This is a genomic window from Rhizobium sp. BK196 (assembly GCF_014193255.1).
In the GTDB taxonomy this organism is placed as follows: domain Bacteria; phylum Pseudomonadota; class Alphaproteobacteria; order Rhizobiales; family Rhizobiaceae; genus Rhizobium.
Map to the genome: position 1 here is coordinate 189,134 of NZ_JACHZB010000001.1, position 18,458 is coordinate 207,591.

23 protein-coding genes are annotated in these 18,458 nt (G+C 60.5%); 10 read left to right on the plus strand and 13 right to left on the minus strand.

The window, feature by feature from the left end; translation table 11 throughout:
* Positions 1 to 193 precede the first annotated feature (193 nt).
* From FHT78_RS01010 to napE, 6 genes are read right to left on the minus strand one after another with little or no spacing between them, the layout of a single operon-like run.
* Entirely contained in the window at positions 194 to 898 is a 705-nt protein-coding gene (locus FHT78_RS01010) for a cytochrome c3 family protein (protein WP_348644716.1), read from the minus strand.
* Complete coding sequence (locus FHT78_RS01015) at positions 898 to 1,392, minus strand: nitrate reductase cytochrome c-type subunit (protein WP_183739308.1); 495 nt, start codon at positions 1,390 to 1,392, stop codon at positions 898 to 900. Before FHT78_RS01015 ends, FHT78_RS01010 begins: the two co-directional genes overlap by 1 nt.
* Positions 1,362 to 3,866: a periplasmic nitrate reductase subunit alpha gene (gene napA, locus FHT78_RS01020; RefSeq protein WP_183739311.1), complete on the minus strand. Its 2,505-nt coding sequence runs from the start codon at positions 3,864 to 3,866 to the stop codon at positions 1,362 to 1,364. Before napA ends, FHT78_RS01015 begins: the two co-directional genes overlap by 31 nt.
* Positions 3,841 to 4,122, minus strand: coding sequence for a chaperone NapD (locus FHT78_RS01025; protein WP_183739314.1), 282 nt, complete (start codon positions 4,120 to 4,122; stop codon positions 3,841 to 3,843). Before FHT78_RS01025 ends, napA begins: the two co-directional genes overlap by 26 nt.
* Positions 4,115 to 4,633, minus strand: coding sequence for a ferredoxin-type protein NapF (gene napF, locus FHT78_RS01030; RefSeq protein ID WP_183739317.1), 519 nt, complete (start codon positions 4,631 to 4,633; stop codon positions 4,115 to 4,117). The genes FHT78_RS01025 and napF overlap by 8 nt, the downstream gene beginning before the upstream one ends.
* A 9-nt stretch (positions 4,634 to 4,642) precedes the next feature.
* Complete coding sequence (gene napE, locus FHT78_RS01035) at positions 4,643 to 4,852, minus strand: periplasmic nitrate reductase, NapE protein (protein ID WP_183739320.1); 210 nt, start codon at positions 4,850 to 4,852, stop codon at positions 4,643 to 4,645.
* 415 nt (positions 4,853 to 5,267) lie between these two features.
* On the opposite strand from napE, the gene FHT78_RS01040 reads away from it, so the two are divergent.
* Entirely contained in the window at positions 5,268 to 5,942 is a 675-nt protein-coding gene (locus tag FHT78_RS01040) for a glutathione S-transferase family protein (protein WP_183739322.1), read from the plus strand.
* A 63-nt stretch (positions 5,943 to 6,005) separates the two neighbouring features.
* Here the strand turns inward: FHT78_RS01040 and FHT78_RS01045 are convergent, their stop codons facing one another.
* Positions 6,006 to 7,604, minus strand: a complete 1,599-nt coding sequence (locus tag FHT78_RS01045) for a winged helix-turn-helix domain-containing protein (RefSeq protein WP_183739324.1) — start codon at positions 7,602 to 7,604, stop codon at positions 6,006 to 6,008.
* Positions 7,605 to 7,722: 118 nt separating this feature from the next.
* On the opposite strand from FHT78_RS01045, the gene FHT78_RS01050 reads away from it, so the two are divergent.
* The 3 genes from FHT78_RS01050 to FHT78_RS01060 all read left to right on the plus strand — a co-directional run bounded on the left by FHT78_RS01050 (position 7,723) and on the right by FHT78_RS01060 (position 9,407).
* Complete coding sequence (locus tag FHT78_RS01050) at positions 7,723 to 8,157, plus strand: cupin domain-containing protein (RefSeq protein ID WP_183739327.1); 435 nt, start codon at positions 7,723 to 7,725, stop codon at positions 8,155 to 8,157.
* A gap of 19 nt (positions 8,158 to 8,176) precedes the next feature.
* The gene (locus FHT78_RS01055; RefSeq protein WP_183739330.1) at positions 8,177 to 8,704 is read left to right on the plus strand and encodes a RidA family protein; all 528 of its coding nucleotides are present in this window, start codon (positions 8,177 to 8,179) and stop codon (positions 8,702 to 8,704) included.
* Positions 8,705 to 8,795: 91 nt separating this feature from the next.
* Positions 8,796 to 9,407 carry a CbrC family protein gene (locus tag FHT78_RS01060; protein WP_281412834.1) on the plus strand — a complete coding sequence of 204 codons (612 nt, stop codon included), beginning with the start codon at positions 8,796 to 8,798 and terminating at the stop codon, positions 9,405 to 9,407.
* Between the two features lie 134 nt (positions 9,408 to 9,541).
* Here FHT78_RS01060 and FHT78_RS01065 read toward each other — a convergent pair whose 3' ends face one another.
* Positions 9,542 to 10,270, minus strand: coding sequence for an SDR family NAD(P)-dependent oxidoreductase (locus FHT78_RS01065; RefSeq protein WP_183739337.1), 729 nt, complete (start codon positions 10,268 to 10,270; stop codon positions 9,542 to 9,544).
* Positions 10,271 to 10,359: 89 nt separating this feature from the next.
* On the opposite strand from FHT78_RS01065, the gene FHT78_RS01070 reads away from it, so the two are divergent.
* Positions 10,360 to 10,743 carry a helix-turn-helix domain-containing protein gene (locus FHT78_RS01070; RefSeq protein ID WP_183739340.1) on the plus strand — a complete coding sequence of 128 codons (384 nt, stop codon included), beginning with the start codon at positions 10,360 to 10,362 and terminating at the stop codon, positions 10,741 to 10,743.
* Positions 10,744 to 11,029: 286 nt separating this feature from the next.
* Here the strand turns inward: FHT78_RS01070 and FHT78_RS01075 are convergent, their stop codons facing one another.
* On the minus strand, positions 11,030 to 11,482 hold the full coding sequence (locus FHT78_RS01075; protein ID WP_183739343.1) for a helix-turn-helix domain-containing protein: 453 nt from the start codon (positions 11,480 to 11,482) through the stop codon (positions 11,030 to 11,032).
* A gap of 111 nt (positions 11,483 to 11,593) precedes the next feature.
* On the opposite strand from FHT78_RS01075, the gene FHT78_RS01080 reads away from it, so the two are divergent.
* The gene (locus FHT78_RS01080) at positions 11,594 to 12,340 is read left to right on the plus strand and encodes a hypothetical protein (protein ID WP_183739345.1); all 747 of its coding nucleotides are present in this window, start codon (positions 11,594 to 11,596) and stop codon (positions 12,338 to 12,340) included.
* Positions 12,341 to 12,348: 8 nt separating this feature from the next.
* On the opposite strand, the gene FHT78_RS01085 is transcribed toward FHT78_RS01080, so the two are convergent.
* Positions 12,349 to 12,849, minus strand: coding sequence for a GFA family protein (locus tag FHT78_RS01085; RefSeq protein ID WP_183739347.1), 501 nt, complete (start codon positions 12,847 to 12,849; stop codon positions 12,349 to 12,351).
* Positions 12,850 to 13,278: 429 nt separating this feature from the next.
* Here FHT78_RS01085 and FHT78_RS01090 point away from each other — a divergent pair, with 429 nt between their 5' ends.
* Both FHT78_RS01090 and FHT78_RS01095 read left to right on the plus strand, forming a co-directional pair.
* The gene (locus FHT78_RS01090; RefSeq protein WP_183739350.1) at positions 13,279 to 14,019 is read left to right on the plus strand and encodes an SDR family oxidoreductase; all 741 of its coding nucleotides are present in this window, start codon (positions 13,279 to 13,281) and stop codon (positions 14,017 to 14,019) included.
* Between the two features lie 51 nt (positions 14,020 to 14,070).
* A complete protein-coding gene (locus tag FHT78_RS01095; RefSeq protein WP_183739353.1) occupies positions 14,071 to 14,670 on the plus strand; it encodes an SgcJ/EcaC family oxidoreductase in 600 nt (199 codons plus the stop codon).
* Positions 14,671 to 14,794: 124 nt separating this feature from the next.
* Here FHT78_RS01095 and FHT78_RS01100 read toward each other — a convergent pair whose 3' ends face one another.
* Entirely contained in the window at positions 14,795 to 15,445 is a 651-nt protein-coding gene (locus FHT78_RS01100; protein ID WP_183739356.1) for a hydrolase, read from the minus strand.
* 147 nt (positions 15,446 to 15,592) lie between these two features.
* Here FHT78_RS01100 and FHT78_RS01105 point away from each other — a divergent pair, with 147 nt between their 5' ends.
* The gene (locus tag FHT78_RS01105; RefSeq protein WP_183739359.1) at positions 15,593 to 16,474 is read left to right on the plus strand and encodes a LysR family transcriptional regulator; all 882 of its coding nucleotides are present in this window, start codon (positions 15,593 to 15,595) and stop codon (positions 16,472 to 16,474) included.
* A 111-nt stretch (positions 16,475 to 16,585) separates the two neighbouring features.
* Here the strand turns inward: FHT78_RS01105 and FHT78_RS01110 are convergent, their stop codons facing one another.
* Positions 16,586 to 16,978: a helix-turn-helix domain-containing protein gene (locus tag FHT78_RS01110; RefSeq protein ID WP_183739362.1), complete on the minus strand. Its 393-nt coding sequence runs from the start codon at positions 16,976 to 16,978 to the stop codon at positions 16,586 to 16,588.
* Positions 16,979 to 17,059: 81 nt separating this feature from the next.
* On the opposite strand from FHT78_RS01110, the gene FHT78_RS01115 reads away from it, so the two are divergent.
* Positions 17,060 to 17,791 (plus strand): SDR family oxidoreductase, encoded by a 732-nt coding sequence (locus FHT78_RS01115; RefSeq protein WP_183739364.1) that lies wholly within the window; start codon positions 17,060 to 17,062, stop codon positions 17,789 to 17,791.
* A gap of 74 nt (positions 17,792 to 17,865) precedes the next feature.
* Here FHT78_RS01115 and FHT78_RS01120 read toward each other — a convergent pair whose 3' ends face one another.
* Positions 17,866 to 18,393, minus strand: coding sequence for a DUF4142 domain-containing protein (locus tag FHT78_RS01120; RefSeq protein ID WP_183739367.1), 528 nt, complete (start codon positions 18,391 to 18,393; stop codon positions 17,866 to 17,868).
* Between the last annotated feature and the right edge of the window lie 65 nt (positions 18,394 to 18,458).

Below are 18,458 nucleotides of genomic sequence, written 5' to 3' on the forward strand. Positions count from 1 at the left end.
CGGTTTCGATGATTTTGCCAACCCGTGGAGAGACGGCCGGCGGCGGGAGAGGCTGCCCGTAGATCATGATCGCCCAAACGCGAAGATGCGGAAAACGTTCCCCTCGCGCCCCAAAATCGGCCCGCTTTCAGGCGGTTAGTGCAGCGGACCGCGTATCCCCTGCCCTCAGAGATTCCGGCGAATGCGCCAGCCGTCAGTCCTGGACGGCAGACGCACCGGTTGCGCCGAGATAAGCCGCAAGCATGGCCCGGTCGTGCCATCCAATATCCGCAGTCTTGCCCATCAGCTCCGCCGGCACCTTCCAGCCCGGATCGACGCCTTCCATGTTCGGAAGCTCATGCGCGATGCCCTTGTGGCAATCGATGCAGGTCGCCTTGCCCGGCAGCAGGTATCGCGTGTGGATCTCGGCGGCGCGCACGGTCTGTTTCGTCAGGTCCATGGCGCCCATCGAGTGGCAGTTGCGGCACTCCAGGCTGTCATTGGCCTTAAGCCGCGCCCATTCGTGCTGGGCGAGTTCCAGCCGCTTGTCGAGGAATTTTTCGCGCGTGTTGATCGTGCCGAATATCTTGCCCCAGACCTCCTTCGACGCCTGCATCTTGCGGGCGATCTTGTCTGTCCATTTGTGCGGCACATGGCAGTCCGGGCATGTGGCGCGAACGCCCGAGCGGTTGGAGAAGTGAACGGTGCGGCTCAGCTCCTCGTAGACGTTCGTTCTCATTTCATGGCAGCTCGTGCAGAAGGCCTCGGTATTGGTCGTCTCGAGCGCGGTGTTGAACGCGCCCCAGAACATGACGCCGCCGACGAAGCCGCCGAGCGTCAGGAAACCCAGGCTGAGGGTCGCGGCCGGCGTGCTCAGCAAACGCCAGCACCAGAGGACTATCGCCTTTATCCGGCCGATCATTGCTCGCTTCCCGCAGGCTTGAAGCCCAGCTCGCTCATATCCTTGAAGATGTTCGGCACCAGGGGCTTCGCATCCGCCTGCGGCACGTGGCAGGCGGTGCAGAAATATCGCCGCGGCGAAACGTCGGCCAGCATCTGCCCCTCGCGGGTCATGTAGTGGGTGACGCTGATCATCGGCGCGCCGGAGCCTTCGGTCAGCTCGCGCCGATGGCAGGAAAGACAGCGATTGGCGTTCACCGTCAGCTGATAGCCTTCGATCGAATGCGGGATGATCGGCGGCTGGTCCGGATAATTCCGCATCTTCCTGATGTCATCGATGACCCATTTGGGAACCGGCTTCGCCTCCTTGCTCTCCATCGGATTGTCGTTGCCCTGCAACGAGGGCACGACCTGCGCGAGCGTGACGGTGCCGGTGAGCATGAGAAAGGCGACGGCCGCGATCGCCCACACGCGCCTCTTGATCAGACGACCGGAAGAATCTTGACTGCGCATTTTTTGAAATCCGTCTGCTTGGAGATGGGGTCGGTGGCGTCGAGCGTGACCTTGTTGATCAGCTGGCTGGCGTCGAACCACGGCACGAAGATCACGCCATGCGGCATGCGGTTGCGCCCGCGAATTTCCACGCGGCTGATGATCTCGCCGCGCCGCGACTGGATGCGCACTTCCGCCCCCTGGTTGATGCCCATCTTCCTGGCGTCGTCGCCGTTCATGAAACACCGCGCCCCGGGGAACGCCCTGTAGAGTTCGGGAACGCGCATCGTCATCGAGCCCGAATGCCAATGCTCGAGGACGCGGCCCGTCACGAGCCAGAAATTGAACTCGCTATCGGGCGACTCGGCCGGCGGCTCGTAAGGCACCGCCAGGATGACCGCGCGGCCGTCCTTCTGCCCGTAGAATTTCAGCCCCTCGCCCGGTTTGACATAGGGGTCGTAGCCCTCGCGGTATCGCCACCGCGTCTCCTTGCCGTCGACGACGGGCCAGCGCATGCCGCGCACCTGGTGGTACATGTCGTAGGGTGCCAGATCATGCCCGTGCCCGCGGCCGAAATGGGCATATTCCTCGAAGAGCCCCTTCTGGATGTAGAAACCGAAGGCCTTGGCCTCCCGGTTTTCGTAGTCGGGCGAGACGTCCGTCAGCGGGAATTCGTCCACATTGCCGTTCTGGTAGAGCACCTGGTAGAGCGTCTTTCCCTTGTAATCCGGGTTCTTGTCGAGGATGTCGGCGGGCCAGACCTCGTCGGTGGTGAAGCGCTTGGAGAATTCCACCAGCTGCCAGAGGTCCGAGCGAGCTTCGCCCGGCGCGTTGACCAGCTGGTGCCAGACATGCGTGCGCCGTTCGGCATTGCCGTAGGCGCCCTCCTTCTCCACCCACATGGCCGCCGGCAGAATCAAATCGGCGCTCATGGCTGTCACGGTCGGATAGGCGTCCGAAACGACGATGAAATTGTCCGGATTGCGGTATCCCTTGTAGGTCTCGTTGCTGGTGTTCGGGGCTGCCTGGACGTTGTTGTTGACCTGCACCCAGTAGAAATTCAGTTTCCCGTCATGGAGCATGCGGTCCTGCTCGACGGCGTGATAACCGGGCTTGTCCGGCAGCAGCCCCTCCGGCAGCTTCCATATCTCCTCGGCGTGCTTGCGATGCTCCGGATTGGTGACCACCATGTCGGCCGGCAGGCGGTGAGCGAAGGTGCCGACCTCGCGGGCGGTGCCGCAGGCAGACGGCTGTCCCGTCAGCGAAAACGGGCTGTTGCCCGGCTCGGAGATCTTTCCCGTGAGCAGATGCAGGTTATAGACCATCTGGTTGGCCCAGACGCCGCGCACATGCTGGTTGAAGCCCATGGTCCAGAGCGACATGACCTTGGTCTTCGGATCGGCGTAGAGTTCCGCGAGCTGTTCCAGGAAGGCGCTGTCGACGCCAGAAAGCTCGACCGCCTTTTCGAGCGTGTATTCCGAGACCATCGCCTTGAAGGCCTCGAAGTCGATCGGCTCCATCTTGGCGGCGTCGGCGACACCCTTGGCCTTCATTTCCAGCGGGTTATCGGGACGCAGCCCGTAGCCGATATCGGTCGTGCCCTTCATGAACTTCGTATGCTTGTCGACGAAGTCCTGGTTGACGCGGCCGGTCTGGATGATGTGGTTGGCAATGTAGTTGAGGATCGCGAGGTCGGTGCCCGGCTTGAAGATCAGGGGTATGTCGGCAAGGTCCATGCTGCGATGCGTGAAGGTGGAGAGCACCGCGACCTTCACATGCTCGTGCCCGAGCCGCCTGTCGGCCACCCGCGTCCAGAGGATCGGATGCATCTCCGCCATGTTCGAACCCCAGAGCACGAAGGCATCGGCGTTTTCGAAATCATCGTAGCATCCCATCGGCTCGTCCATGCCGAAGGTGCGCATGAAGGCGACCGCTGCCGAAGCCATGCAGTGGCGCGCATTGGGATCGAGATTGTTGGAGCGGAAGCCCGCCCGCATCAGCTTTGTGGCGGCATAGCCTTCGAAGATCGTCCACTGGCCGGAGCCGAACATGCCGAGCGCCGTTGGCCCCTTCTCCTTCAGCACGCGCTTGGCCTGTGCCGCCATCACGTCGAAGGCCTCTTCCCAGGTGACGGGTTCGAACTCACCGTCCTTGGCATAGACGCCATCCCGTTTGCGCAGCAGCGGGCTCGTCAGCCTGTCCTTGCCGTACATGATCTTGGAGAGGAAATAGCCCTTGACGCAGTTGAGGCCGCGGTTGACCTCGGCTTCCATGTCGCCATGGGTCGCGACGACCTGGTTTTCCTTCACGCCCACCATGACGCCACAGCCGGTGCCGCAGAAGCGGCATGGCGCCTTCGACCATTTGATCTCAAGGGCAGCCACCCCGCCGGGCACCGACTGCGCCGAAGCGGGCGCAGCGATGCCGGCGGTCGCAGCCGCGATTGCCGCCGCCTGCGCCTTCAGGAGATCACGCCGCGTGAGTTCGGTCGTCATCGATTGTCTCCTTCATTTCCAATGCCTGTTCGAAAACCATATGGGCGGCGAGCACGCCGTCCATTGCCGAGATGCCGATGAGCGTTTCCCCGAGCACGCCGGAATGCGGCCCCTCGATCACCACGACGATCTTGCCCGGCACCGTCGCGTGAACCTCGACCCCTTCGATAACGGCCAGACGCGCCGCGACATCCTCGGTCAATTCGGGGCGCGTGACGACGACGGCGCTGGAGACGTGGTGTCGGGCCTCAGACATGACCTGCCTCCCGGCGGCGGGGTTTCATCGCAATGGCATCGGCCGGACAGACCGCAATGCAGGCGCCGCATCCCGTACAGGCATGCGCATCGAGCTCGGGAACGAACGGCCCGCCGAGTCGCGGCCAAAACCGGATGGCGCCGGCCGGACAGCTGTCGCGGCAGGCCTGACAGTCGACGTAATTATTGGCGAGGCACCCATCACTTATTGCCGCATAATGGGCAAAACCGCCTGCGATGCCGGCAGGGAAAACACTCTCGGGACATCGTTCTGCGCACTGGCCGCAGAAGGTGCATTCTCCCTGCAGGAAATCGACGACAGGAACGCCCGCACGGATCGAGATGATTTTCGTCGGACAGGCATCGACGCAGGCGCCGCAGCCCGAACAGCTTCGAACGGATGTTTCAGTCGCTCCGGGAGGAAAGATCCCCCCGGAAGGAAAGATCCCACCCGGATCGTCCGAGGACCTGCCTGTGAGAAAACCGCGCCGGGTGCGAGCCGTGAGAACCATGGACGATCCTCACTCTGCCGAGCCTGGAGGCGCGGCCTTGACATCATGGGGTCCCGGCGGCCCGTAAACGATCTGATACATCCAGACCGCGAAACCATAACCGCCGACGACCCCGACAGCGACCACGGGCCAGATCCCGAAGGCGAGCACGGCGAAGGTCAACAGTTCCCGCCTGCGTTTCCGCCTGAACTCTTCGACAGAATCCGTGATTTGAGCCACATCGTCCTCCCAGAGTTGCTAAATAAGCTGTCACAACCCTTCATGCATGTCCAGCCGATCTCCATCCGGATCGCGACTTTCGCATGCGATTCGCGATCCGGAGATCGGTATGGGAGGACAGGTATCGCACCCTCGCCCGGCAGTCCTTGACAAAGATCAAGTGGGCGTCGGCGAGATTGAATGCGCCGGACATCCGGCCCGGACGTGCCGGCCCAAAATTGCCGGAACAACGCACACGGCCAACCTTCATTCCCGTGACAGCCGGCAGCGCCCTTTCCGGCACACGACCTGCATGGACCTGAACGCTGGCGCAAACCCGGGCCCGGTTGCCGCGCACGGATTATTTCAGGCATCATCTGTCGGCTTCCCACTCGCCCGTCCGTCTTGAGAGACAGACAGAGCAAGGAGAAAGATCATGACGATCACCATTACCGCCTTCGAACGCTCTCCCGACCGCGGCAGGGGCCTGGCGCGCGACATGCGCGTTCGCTGGGCGCTCGAGGAAGTCGGCCAGCCCTATGACGTCCGCTTTGTCTCATTCGAGGCAATGAAGCAGCCCGCCCATCTTGCGCTTCAGCCTTTCGGGCAAATCCCGACCTATGAGGACGGCGATCTCGCCCTCTTCGAAACCGGCGCGATCGTCCTGCATATCGCCGAGCATTATCAGGGCCTGCTGCCTGACGATCCCAATGCCCGCGCCCGCGCCACCGCCTGGCTCTTTGCCGCCGTCTGCACGATGGAACCCGTCATCGTCGACCGCGAGACCGCGAGATTCGAAGAGGGCAAGGAGAGCTGGTACGAAGAGCATCTAGCCCATGTCGAAAGACGCATCCGCAAGCGCCTCGGCGAACTCTCCGCGCGGCTCGGCACTGCCGAATGGCTGGACGGAACATTCAGCGCCGGCGACCTGCAGATGATCTCGGTGCTCCTGAGATTGAAGGGCTCGGAAATCCTCGGGGATTATCCGAACCTCTCAGCCTATGTGGAGCGCGGCGAAGCCCGCCCCGCCTATCGGCGCGCTTTCGCGGCACAGAAGGCGGTGTTCCTGGCGGTATCGGCTGGCGGGCGAACGTCTGATCGAGGTCCATAGGCGGCGAAAGCTTAACGCCTTGCGCCAATAGGAGACATGCGCTTCGTGTGGAACGATGACGGATCAGGGTGGAAAGCGGTCATTTGCCTGGTCTTCGGGAAAGATGGCGTTACGATCGGAATCGGTCGTTTGATCTTCTGCCTCTCGCAGCAGGCCCTCGAGGCGGGCCGCCCATTCCCTGTTGCCATCTCTGAACGGACCAAGCGCATCGCCTGCAGGCTCAGGGAGATCGCCTGCAGCGGCGGAGAAACGGCGAGCCTCCTGGCTATGTCCCAAGGCCGCGTGGCAGCACGCCTGAATGCGGAGCAGCGCCGGCCAGTCAGGCCGCGCCTTTAGCGCCACACGCCCCGTGTCAAGCGCGCCCTCGACGTCGCCCGAAAAGAACAGCGCAAGCATCAGGAGACTGAACCAGACCGCATTCTGCGGATCATGGGGGTTGAGTTCGAGGCCCCGAGCCAGCGGCTTTTGCGCGCCGGCCGCATCGCCCACGAAAAGACGGGCCATGCCGAGGACGAGATACCCCAGGGCGAAACTCGGACCGAGTTCGATGGACCGCTCGGCCGCGAGGATCGCCTGGTCGGCCCTGCCTGTATAGGCCGACACAATCGCCAGCGCATAGTGTGCATACGGATTCCGGGCGTCGAGATAGATCGCCCGCAAGGCCGCATCGAGGCCTTCCTTCCCGTCCGCAGCGGGATTCTCTGTCCAGCCGTAGGCGATAAGCCCTGCGTTGACCCGTGCCTGCCAGATCTGCGCTTCCGGAAGCATGGGATCGAGCTCCGCCGCCTCTCGGAAGAATCGTCTTGCGAGAAGATGGGTTGGCTGCGTTGCCTTGTGAAATTTGAATGTACCTTGCCGTACAAGGTCCCATGCGGTCACGTTGCCGGTGTGCGGAGCAACCGGAAGTCCATGCCGCAACAAGAGCTCGGGCTCGACCGCCGCTGCGATCCGCTCGGCGATGGCGTCCTGCACCGCAAATACCTCGGCCACCTGAAGATCGTAATGTTCGGACCAGATGGTGGCGCCCTTCATTGCGTCGGCGAGGTGAACCGATATCCGCATCCCATCGCCGGTATGCCGGATGGCTCCATCCACCAGAAAATCAACGCCCAGTTCGTGCGCGATAGACTTCGGATCCCTCGGGCCATTCCTCCTTGCGAAACTCGCCCCACGCGACGCGACACGAAACCATCGGAACCGGGCGAGCGCCATGATCAGGTCGTCGGCGATACCGTCGGCCAGATATTGTCTCTCGGCATCCCCGCCAAGATCCTCGAAAGGCAGGACTGCAATCGCGGGGCTGGATCTCGCCTCCGCATGCCCTTCGCTACCGGAGCCTTCGGGCCGGCTCTCCACCGGACCGGAAAATCTGTATCCGACCCGTGGGACCGTGATGATCCAGTCGCCGCCGTCCGATGCCGGGCCGAGCAGCTTGCGAAGGGCAGCAATCTGAACGGAAAGATTACTCTCCTCGACGGCGAGTCCAGGCCAAACGGCGTCCATCAGCACCGACTTGGCGACGATACGCCCATCTGCCGCGAGCAGCACGGCAAGCAGCGACGCGCCGCGGGCGCCGATGGCGACGGGCCTGTTGTCACGGAGAAGGCATCCGTTCTCGGTAATGAACTCGAAGGGGCCGAATACAAGGTGCTGGGTGTCCATGATTTGGGAATGATACGCCCGATTTGTCAGTTTTCGGAATTTTTCGGCCTTGTTTCAGGACTCTGCACCCGCTCCGCGCGCAGATTCAGCTCCATGCAGCAGTTGGATGGAGGGAACGATGAAGAACGAAGCAAGGCAACCGAAAAATGCTCAGGCATTCACCGCGAAAATCGTACGCGGCGGTCAGAGCTATGTTGCCGAGCAGGGATCTGTCTATCGCTCGGGAGTCTCGGCGGAGAGCGTCGGATCCTGCATGCTGTGGCTCGGGATGATCACGCTACCCGCAGGAAGACGAACCAGCGCCCATCGCCATCAGGGACACGAGACCGCCCTGCTTATGACCGCGGGCAAAGAGATCGAGATTTGGTCGGGGGCCGAGCTCGAACGGTGCGAAAAGCTCCTCCCCGGCGACTACCTGTTCATTCCGGCCGGCGTTCCGCACGTGGCTGTCAATCGCAGCACGGAAAACGCCGAGTTCCTCGGTGCCCGCAACGACCCCGCAGCGAATGAGAGCGTCGTGCTGATGCCGGAACTCGACGGCATCGTACCCTGATGAGGCTAGGAGATGCGTTATGGCGATCATCGAACAACGTCTGGCCGCTATGGGCCTCGAACTGCCCGAGCCTCTGAAAGTTCGCGAGGGGCTGCGTATGCCCTTCGCCTGGGTCCGGGTGCGCGGCACCCGCGCCTACATTTCGGGTCACGTCGCGTGCAACCAGGATGGGACATTGGCAAAACCCCTCGGCAAGGTCGGGACCGAGGTTTCGCCTGAAGAGGGTTACGCGTCAGCGCGGCTCGTTGCCCTGGCTCATCTCGCCAACCTCAAGCGGGCTGTCGGAGATCTCGATCGGGTTACGGCCTGGCTGCGCGTCTTCGCCATGGTGAATGTTGCTCCGGGCTTCAATGAGACGCCGCTGGTCACAAACGGTTATTCCGATTTGATACTGGAACTGTATGGCCCTGACGCCGGCGCCCACGCCCGCTCGTCCATCGGCATGGCCATCCCTTTGAATGCGCCTGTAAACTGCGAAGCGGAAGTGGAAATTGACGGAGACCGCCTAGAGTCGGTTTACGACCTTGACGGGGTGCGGCGCGAATGACCGGTCACGGCGTTATGAGCAGTCATTGCAGGGGCGATTGGCAGAAGCCGAAGCGCCCTGTCAAAAATGTGAGTTTCCACCGGTCTACGTTATGCCTAGATGTGGCAAGCGATGGCATGTGCTCGATCCATCTTCCCTGCAATGTCGATACGGAGTCACTGATGACGGTACCCGGAGAAGATCTTCCCGACTTCGAGTATTTTCCCGATCCCATCGCGAACGGCGCATCGTGGCGATGCGTGCGACATGCCCATGCTGCGGAAAAGAGCGGGAATTCATGTACCGCGGCCCGATCTACTGCAGGGAAGACATTCCGCACGTATGCCCATGGTGTATCCACAGCGGCGAAGCCCAGAGGACGTGGGATGCCTCTTTCAACGACGCCCATTCGATACCGAAGAACGTCCCGAAACAAACGATCGACACAGTGTGCAACAGGACGCCTGGTTTTGAAAGCTGGCAGACCAATCAATGGCTTTTTTCCGAGACGGACGCCATGGTCTTCGTGGGCGAGATCGATGGGGCCATTTTGCTGGCCGAGGCGGACGATGCGAAAATATCGGCCTGCCGGAAGGCGCTTGACGAGTGGCACTTTCCTGACGACTTCGACTTCGCGGAAGTCACCCGAGGAGGCCAGCCGGCCGTTTATCTTTTCAGGGACAGGCAATCCGGTGAGTACAGCGCATATGCTGACATGACCTGAGGCATACGGGCAACGCAGTCGTTTGGATGTATTGCTTCTTGGCATAACTGCCTTCGAGCGGCCTCGCATAGAACAAAGCTCATCTTGAGCGGGGCCAGCGGTATTGCCGCTGCCCCCCTATGATGGCCTGTTGATCAGTGCGGGTAGCGACCGGCTGGCAGGATCGACTCGGCACGAGACCGGTCGGCGGCCATCGACCAGATTTCCTCGGCAAGTACGTCGGGATCGATTGTCGTCAAGCGCGGATCATCGAGCGGCATGCCACTTGCGGCCGCGACTCGAAGGCCGGTGGAGTTGTCGATCATCGCACCGATGTGGAGCATCCCGGCAAACACGCCGCGCGCCTTGATCTCTTCGTGGAGGCCGAGGATGTAATTGCGCGTGGCGGCAAAGGCGGGTCCTGGGCCGCTCAATCCGGGCATCGGCGTTACCGCCGAAAGACCGTCCGCGACGATGATCGCCCCATTGCCGCGAGCAAGCATGCCCGGCAATACCGCACGGACGACTTCGACTGGAGCCAAGGTCAGAATATTGACGAGTTCCTTGAGCAAGGCGGCCGTCAGATCGACAGCCGGAAGCATACGAAAGCTGCCGACAGGCGCGAAAACGGCGGTGTGAATCGGCCCCGACTTCTCTTCGATCTTTTCCACCAGAGCCGCGATTGCGTCGATCTCATTGAGATCGCCGGGAAAGGCAGTTGCGTCTATGCCCTGCGCCGACAGCTCAGACACCCTCTGGTCAAGAGACTGGGCGTTGCGGGCGACGAGTGCGACGCGGAATCCGGCCTTTCCATAGCGCCTTGCGACGGAAGCACCCAGCCCTGTGCCGGCACCAAAAATCGCGATTGTTTTCTGGTCAGTCATAACATCTCCTGTGGTAGTATGTTTTGCTGACTAGATATGTCCGCCAGACTACATCGGCACAAGAACGCATAATTTTAGGGCCTGGTCACATGGATTTACCTACCCCGCCGCCGCAACCGGGAACGAGCATCGACTGCCGTCCAATCAGCCAGATGCTTGGCCGCATTGGTGACAAGTGGACGATCATGACGATCACGATGCTGCTCGATGGTCCGAGGAGATTTAACGAACTGCGCCGGCTTATCGGGGGCATCAGCCAGCAGATGCTGACACGGACCTTACGTGCTCTTGAAAACGATGGTCTCGTTTCCAGAAAGGTCTATCCGACAATCCCGCCTCAGGTGGAATATAGCCTTACCGCCCTCGGCAGGTCCCTTGCCGAGCCTTTGACGCAGCTGACGCGCTGGGTTCTGTCGAATATGAGTGAAATTGAGCGCAATCGCCGGGAGGCGACCACAGATACCGCTAGATGAGAGCGCCGGGCGTCCATTCGGACCCCCACACCATCCGCACCTCAGCGCCCTCCGCCCAAAGGCGGCGGAGCCGTGAGAACGGATATCTTCCGTGCCGGATGCTGCCCCGCCGAGCGGACGAGATAGAGGCCCGCCGGCGGCGACCGGCCGCAAGCAGAATGGAGCGATACGAAAATCATCCTCGCTTATCCGAGGCTCATCAGGTGGACGGGAGGCGGCGCTCTATCCGATTGGCCGCGGAGGCCGAAATTCAATCAACGATCCCTGAAATCAACGATCCCTGGGATCAACGATCCCTGGCTTCAATGCGAAACTGTTGCGGTCCCAGAGATCGCCCATCCTCGGCCGTAAGCTGAAGCTTCTGCAAGGGCTGCCCGGTCAGGCTGTCGACAACGGCGTAATCCAGTTCCCCGGGCTCAAAGCAATGCTCCTCCCCCCATTGCCAGAGAGCGACAAGGACCACGCTCAGCTCGTACCCTTTCGGCGTCAGAAGATAGAGGTGGCTGAGTGCGGAGTCAGGGTCCGGCTGCACCGTGAAGATGCCCTCCTCCACGAGCTTTCGCAGGCGAACCGACAGGATATTCTTTGCGAGCCCGAGGCTCTTCTGGAATTCGGAAAATCGTCGACGCCCCTTGAATGCCTCCCTGATGATGAGGAGCGACCACCAATCACCGACGGCTTGCAGAGACCGCGCGATGCCGCACTGGGCGTCCCCCATGTCAGTTCGCTTGCCCTTCATTTTCTCGCCTTTCATCCAAATAATGGTTGCAAAATTAAACCATACAGGAATAGAAGTCGATAGGTTTCAAAGTTAAACCTTTATGATCATCACGAACCGGAGGGTCTGAAAGTGAACGACCTATTGGATCTCGCAATCGAAGCGCATGGCGGCTTGCAACGCTGGCAGCAGATCGAGCAATTGCATGCGCATATCAAGGTTGGCGGCACGGTCTGGCATGTGAAGGGCTGGCCGGATGTCTATGCCGACATCCGTACCTCGATCTCCACCCATCGTCCGCATACCGAATTCACCCCCTTTCTGGAGAAGGGACAGCACTGCGTCTGGGAGCCGGAGCGAACGGCTGTCGTCGCGGACAGTGGCGAAGTCATCGAGCAACGGCTCGCGCCGCGCTCCTTCTTTGAAGGACACACGATCACCACCCGCTGGGACCAGCAGCATCTGATCTATTTCACCGGCTATGCCATGTGGACCTATTTGACGACGCCGTTCCTCTTCACGCTTCCCGGTTTCGGGACGGAGGAGGTTGAGCCGTGGCAGGAGGAGGATGAAATCTGGCGCCGGCTGAAGGTAACCTTCCCCTCGACCGTCCCCAGCCATTCCACCGTGCAGACCTTCTATTTCAATGCGGATGGCCTGCTGCGGCGCCATGACTACAGCGTCGACATCATGGGCGGCACCAGGAGCGCCAACTATGCAAGCGATGTCAGGAATGTCGACGGCTTGATGATCCCGACGAAGCGCAGGGTTCACGCGACCGACGCGGACAACCGGCCCATTCTCGATCGGGTCGCCGTCTCGATCGATTTGGTCGAAATCGGCATCGAGCCGCGGCCGGCCGCACCGGCAAGCGCCTGATCAGGTGTTCAGCCGTCACGCCCTCTCACCGCCCATGCGTCCGTGTCGTGATCGGGGTGCTGGTTGCCGCTCTTCTTGATCGCAGCCGCCCAGTCGGCGCCGTTGGTTTCGGTCGCACCGGTATTTTCGATGCCCGTGATCGTATCGAACCACGTCACCATGTTCTCGGTGCAGGTATTGGCATGCGGCGGGAAAAGGTTGGGATTATCGAGCGAACCGATCATCAGGTTGGTGCGGCCGTTTTCGAGATGGTGGAAGAACAAGGGCGTGCCGCAATTGGCGCAGAAGCCGCGCTCGACAAGCTCCGAACTCTTCCAGACATCAGGCTTGCCGCGTGTCCAGGTAAGCGCATCATCGGGCGCGGCGACCAGAGCGGCAAAGATATTGCCCGAGGCTTTCTGGCACATGCGGCAATGGCAGAGATGCGAATTGTCGAGCATGGCGGTCGCACGGTAGCGCACCGCGCCGCACTGGCAGCCGCCGCTTACTTTCATCTCGATGCGTTTCAAATTTACGTCTCCCTCAAGCGGCGGTTCTGAGGTTTCTCTTTTAGGTTCACGTCTTTTGATCGTCCAGCAGAAGAATGGACCCCGGCCACGCCGCTCGATGTCGTGCTTCTGCTGGCAGATCAGCCGGCTTGCGGGTCCGGCGCGGAAGGTGATGGAGGTGGCGAGGCGGTGCTGGTGTGACGGTAACGTGCGGGTATGAATAGCGTCTGCTCTGCGCGAATAGCGGTCATCGAACCAGTAAAGCACCCAGTAAAGCGCCGGAAGCAGACCAGCGGTGAAAAACCTTTTCACCCTGCGGGCAACTGTTCCTCATTGCGCGACACAACGTTCCGCTAGTTGACACTACGGGAGGTAACCTACCGCTCTCAGATATTGTCTGCCGAGCCTATGGATCGAGCTCGACAAATCCAACAATCGAACGAGGAACACATGATCAATCTTGAGGGCAAACTCGCATTTGTCACAGGCGGCTCGCGCGGGATCGGAGCGGCAATCGCGCTCGCTCTGGCAGAGAACGGCGCTGATGTCGCGTTCACATACCAGAACTCGGAGGCGAGAGCCAAAAATGTTACCGAATCCATAGAGCGCACGGGGCGACGTGCCTTTGCGATTCAAGCCGACAGCGCCGATCCCGAGGCGATCCAGCAGTCTGTGAATGAGGCTTTCGATAAGCTGGGTGGGCTCGATATTCTCGTCAACTCTGCTGCGGTCGGGATGAATGGCACGATCGCCGACCTCGATGTCGAAGCCTATCAGAAGATGATGGATATTAACGTTCGTGCACCTGTGCTGTTTGCAAAAGCCGCTATTCCATATCTGAAGGCAGGTGGACGCATTATCTCCATCGGATCGGGTCTCGGCGAACGCGTACCGTTCCCAGGCGTAACGGCCTATGCTATGTCCAAAGCGGCTCTTACCTCTTTCACGCGTGGTCTTTCGCGAGAGCTGGGGCCCAGTGCAATCACCGTCAACCTCGTGCAGCCTGGTTCAACCGACACGGACTCGAATCCGGCGAACGGTCCCGCCGCCGAATTCCAGCGGGGCATGACATCACTGGGACGCTTCGCCGAGCCGCGCGAAGTCGCCAACGCGGTCGTGTTTTTAGCAAGTCCCGCCGCGAGCATCATCACTGGCTCTATCTTGACTGCCGATGGTGGCGCGATCGCCTGAGGGAACGCGAGGCCGCGGAACGGCATGGCACTGCCTACGAGCGTAGGGCCGTTGAAAGAACGCAGCGGGTCCGCGGCCATCAACTTTCTGAAGCCACGGAGCGTTCCTCTTGTAGCAACAGAGCTGGACGGGGTCTGGCACTACTGGACTAGCGAAGAGCGCTATACGGTCCCGCGGCGAACTCACTTTCAACCAGAAGAGAGAATAGAGACGATGAGAAGGCTCTCAAATGCGGTCACCGATGACAATGCTGCATCGGCGCGAGCCGAGATCGAGCGTGTATTGCAGACCTACGAGGCAGCGTTAAACAACTCCGATACGGACACGGTGATATCGCTTTTTTCGCCGGATGGCGTGTTCATGGCTCCGAACCGTTCCTCAACTGTCGGCGTAGATGCAATCAAAGCTGCGTATGAAGGGATATTCCAGGCAATAGCTTTCCATACCGAGTTGCAGGTCGACGAAATTATGCAGATCGCGCCAAACTGGGCGTTCGTCCGGACGAACTCGAACGGCTTTGTGACCGTGAAGGCTATCGAACAGCGCGTTCCCGACGCCAATCACGAATTGTTCGTGTTCTACAAGGACCAGGACAACGCATGGAAGATCGCCCGGTATTGCTTTTCCACGACGCTTCCGTTGCGTCAATGATTGCATGTGCGTTGCGGCACGACGGTTGCACCGGTGACCGGCATCGTTTAGGCGCCCAGCATAGAACGCGGGCAGTGAAATGGATGACGCCGCCCGGCAAGGGATCGGCGTCATCCCTCTCTTCTTACTCTGCGACTGGTACGGGTGTGTTCAGAAGCTGCTGTTCCCAGAAATAGGCGATGCCACTACCGCCTGCGTGTGCCATCAGGATATCCGGCAACAGGGCGGCGGTGTCGAGCCGAGCCCAGTCGCGCTGCCACTCCGACCCCACCGCAAGCCAGGTCATCATGTTCACGCCGGCCCTGATCATACGCTGGATCGCAACCTCATGGGACTCGGCCGAGGCTCCGCCGCAGGCGTCGGTCACAACCGTCACGTCCCAACCTTCGCCAGCCGCCTGGATCGCGGGCATCGCGACGCACACTTCCGTCCACAGACCGGCGATGACGAGCTGCTTGCGGCCGGTCGCCTTGACCACGTCGACGACCTTGCTGTCTTCCCAGGTGTTGATCCAGGTCCGGTCTATCACCTCCTGGCCGGGGAACACGTCGGTGATTTGCGGGAAGAGCTTGCCGCCGCGCTCGACGAGGACGCTGGTCAGAATGGTCGGCACCTTGAATGCCTTGGCCAGCTTCGAAAGCGCGGCCGTCGCGTTCACCACTGCCTGCGGGTCGTGGCTGTTGACGTTTGTCAGCTGAAACGGCTGATGATCGATCAGCACGAGGACGGAGTCTTCGGGGCGAAGGAGGGAATTAAGGCCGTTGCGAAATGTCATGATGATCTCTGCTTTCTCGCGGTGATTGAAGATCGCGCGGCACCTACACGAAGCAGGGTGCGCACCTAAAGACCACTGCCATTCCCAGCTTCGGCACGATAGTTTGGTTTCCCGGTACTCTGTGTCGCAAGAAAAGGAACGCCGAAGTTGGATATTGAAGAGCTTCAGACATTTGTCGAGGTCGCTGACGCCGGTGGTGTATCGCCAGCCGCCCGGCGTCTCGGGATCGCGAAGTCAATCGTCAGCCGCAGACTTTTGCGCCTGGAAACAGAACTTGGCGTCCAGCTTCTGGCACGCACCACGCGTGGCGCAGCGCTCACGGAAGCCGGGATGACATTTCGCGACTATGCGGCGCGTGTCGTCGCCGAAATAGCATCGGCAAGAGAGACGCTATCGCCTGAAGGCGAACTTCGTGGTCGGCTGCGCATTGCCGCGCCACTTTCTTTCGGTCCGACCCATTTCGCGCCAGTCTTGGCGGACATGGCGCGCCAGCATCCCAAGCTTCATATCACCACGTGCTACAGTGACCACATCGTCGACCTTGTCGGCGAGGGCTACGACTGCGCAATCCGCGTCGGCATTTTGCGGGATTCCAGTCTCGTCGCAAAATTTGTCGGTCCGATCCTTGCGAAATGGGTAGCAAGTCCCGACTATATCGAGCGTCATGGCGCGCCCCAGACGCCCGAAGAATTCGTCAAGCACGAATGCGTCATGTTGGGGACGGAAACTTTTCCCGCCGTCGTAGGCAGAAAAGTCGTCGCGATGAAAGTGCAGGGCAGGTTCAAGGCAGACAATGGCGCGGCCCTCGTCTCGGCAGCGCTGGCAGGCCTTGGACTCGCGGTTCTTCCCGTCGGTTTGATCGAGGCTCATTTAGCCTCCGGCGCTCTCGTGGAAGTCATGCCGCAGTTTCCCCCACCTAAAATCGGCGTCTATGTTGTCCGGCCCCCAGGGCAGAATCCGTCCCGCAAAATCCGTGTTCTCACCGCAATGCTCCTAAAATGTTTTCAGAACCAGGGAGATATGACCTGACCAAATACGTGCGGCTTCGCGTGTTTGCGATTATACGACTTTCGTCCGCTTTGGGCTGAGGGCTGTCGTTCAGCTATCTCGAAATGCGCTGAAGCCATCATAGCGACATCGTCAGCAACGATTTCCCGTATTGTCATAGCGCAGCGTGGCTGCCTCGACCTTATCGCCGTTGGCCGCTGCCCATGAACACAGTGCTTCAAACGGCTGCCGCAGTGAATGGCCGAGTGGCGTAATTGCGTATTCCACGCCAATCGGCTGCGTTGGCAGTACGGTTCTCGTCACAAGGCCGTTCCGCTCAAGCCTTTTCAAAGCGTCGGCCAGAGCCTTGTGCGTGATCCCATCGAGGCGCCGCTTGATCTCGTTGAAGCGCGAGGGTTTGGGGCAGATCACCGTGAGGATCAGGATCGTCCATTTGTCAGCGATCTTGTCGAGCACCGGGCGAACCCGTGCCATGTCGTCAAAGGCGCACTGAGAAAGTGCTTCCAGGTCGGTATACTCATTCATATCTAGGCTACTTCAGGTGCGTAATTGATACCAGATATAGGACGTATATCATGACGAGACCATCAATTGAAAGGATTCACGATGGCTCGAATGAGTAACAAGGTTGCCCTCATCGTCGGGGGCGCCAAGGGTATCGGCTTGGCAATTGCAGAGCGGCTTTCTGCCGAAGGGGCGAAGGTCTTCATTACCAGTCGCAGAAGTGAAGATGCCGAGAAGGCGGCCAAGGCTATCGGCAATGACGCGGTCGGCATTGCCGCCGATGCCAGTGTCCCCGAAGATATGGTGGAGGCTGTCGAAAAAGTGCGCAAAACATTCGGCCGTATCGACGCGCTCGTATTGAATGCAGGCCTTTCCGAGCCTGCGCAAATCGCTGAAATAACGCCGGACCATTTCGACCGCCACTTCGGCGTCAACGTCCGCGGGATGGTTTTCGGCCTGCAGGCGGCTCTCCCCGCGATGACGGGAGGCGGGTCCGTCGTCCTCGTCGGATCCATTGCCGATAGTGCGGGCTATGCTTCGTACGGAACCTACGCCGCCACCAAAGCGGCCGTCCGTTCCTATGCCCGAACCTGGACGGCAGAACTCGCGCCCAAAGGTATACGCGTCAACGTGGTTGCGCCCGGCCCAACGGATACGGAAATGATGGCTGCGGTTCCGGAAGACATGCGTGCGGCGCTTGTCGCTCCGATCCCGATGGGGCGAATGGCGCGGCCTTCAGAAGTGGCTGCGGCCGCCTTGTTCTTGTTGAGCGACGACGCGAGTTACATCGCCGGTGCCGAACTGTGCGTCGACGGCGGTTTGCGGCAGGTATAAGGTTACGCTCAAACGGTGTACCCGACCTCTAGCAGGTCGGGTACAGCAAAACGCGCTCGATGACAGACCGTCCGCTACTTGTTCAAATCCTTCGCCATCTGCAGGTGATGCTCCAGCGCCGGGCGCGTCTTGGCGGCCCAGGCCTTCAGGTCCGCATTCTCGCCTTCGTCGCCGTAGCGCTTGAAGAGATCGACAGCGTCCTCATGAGCCTCTTCCTGGTCGGAATGATATTGCTTGGTGAAATCCTCGCCCTGCAGGCCCTTGAGCTTGTCGAGCATCGACTTCTGCCCCGATGTCATCGCCTGCGGGATCGTCGCCTTCACCTTGCCGCCGGAAACCAGCGCCTTCAATTCCTGCGTCGTCTTCTGGTGATCCTTCACCATCTGCTCTGCGAAAGCCTTGGTCGGTGCATCGGCGCGCTCGACCGCAAGCTTGCTGGATTCGATCTCGAACATGTCTGATGTCGCAGCTTCCGCCACGAAATCCTCCGTCTTCGGCGCAACGCCGAGGGCGGAATTGACACCGGTTTTTTCTGCCGCCGACTGCGCAAGCACGGGCGATGCGATCAGCACGGCAAGTCCGGCGATGAGGAAAGGCTTCATGATTGTTCTCCTGATTGGGGCGTCATCACGCAACAATTCAGGCGGGTAAAAGTTCCTGTTGTCCG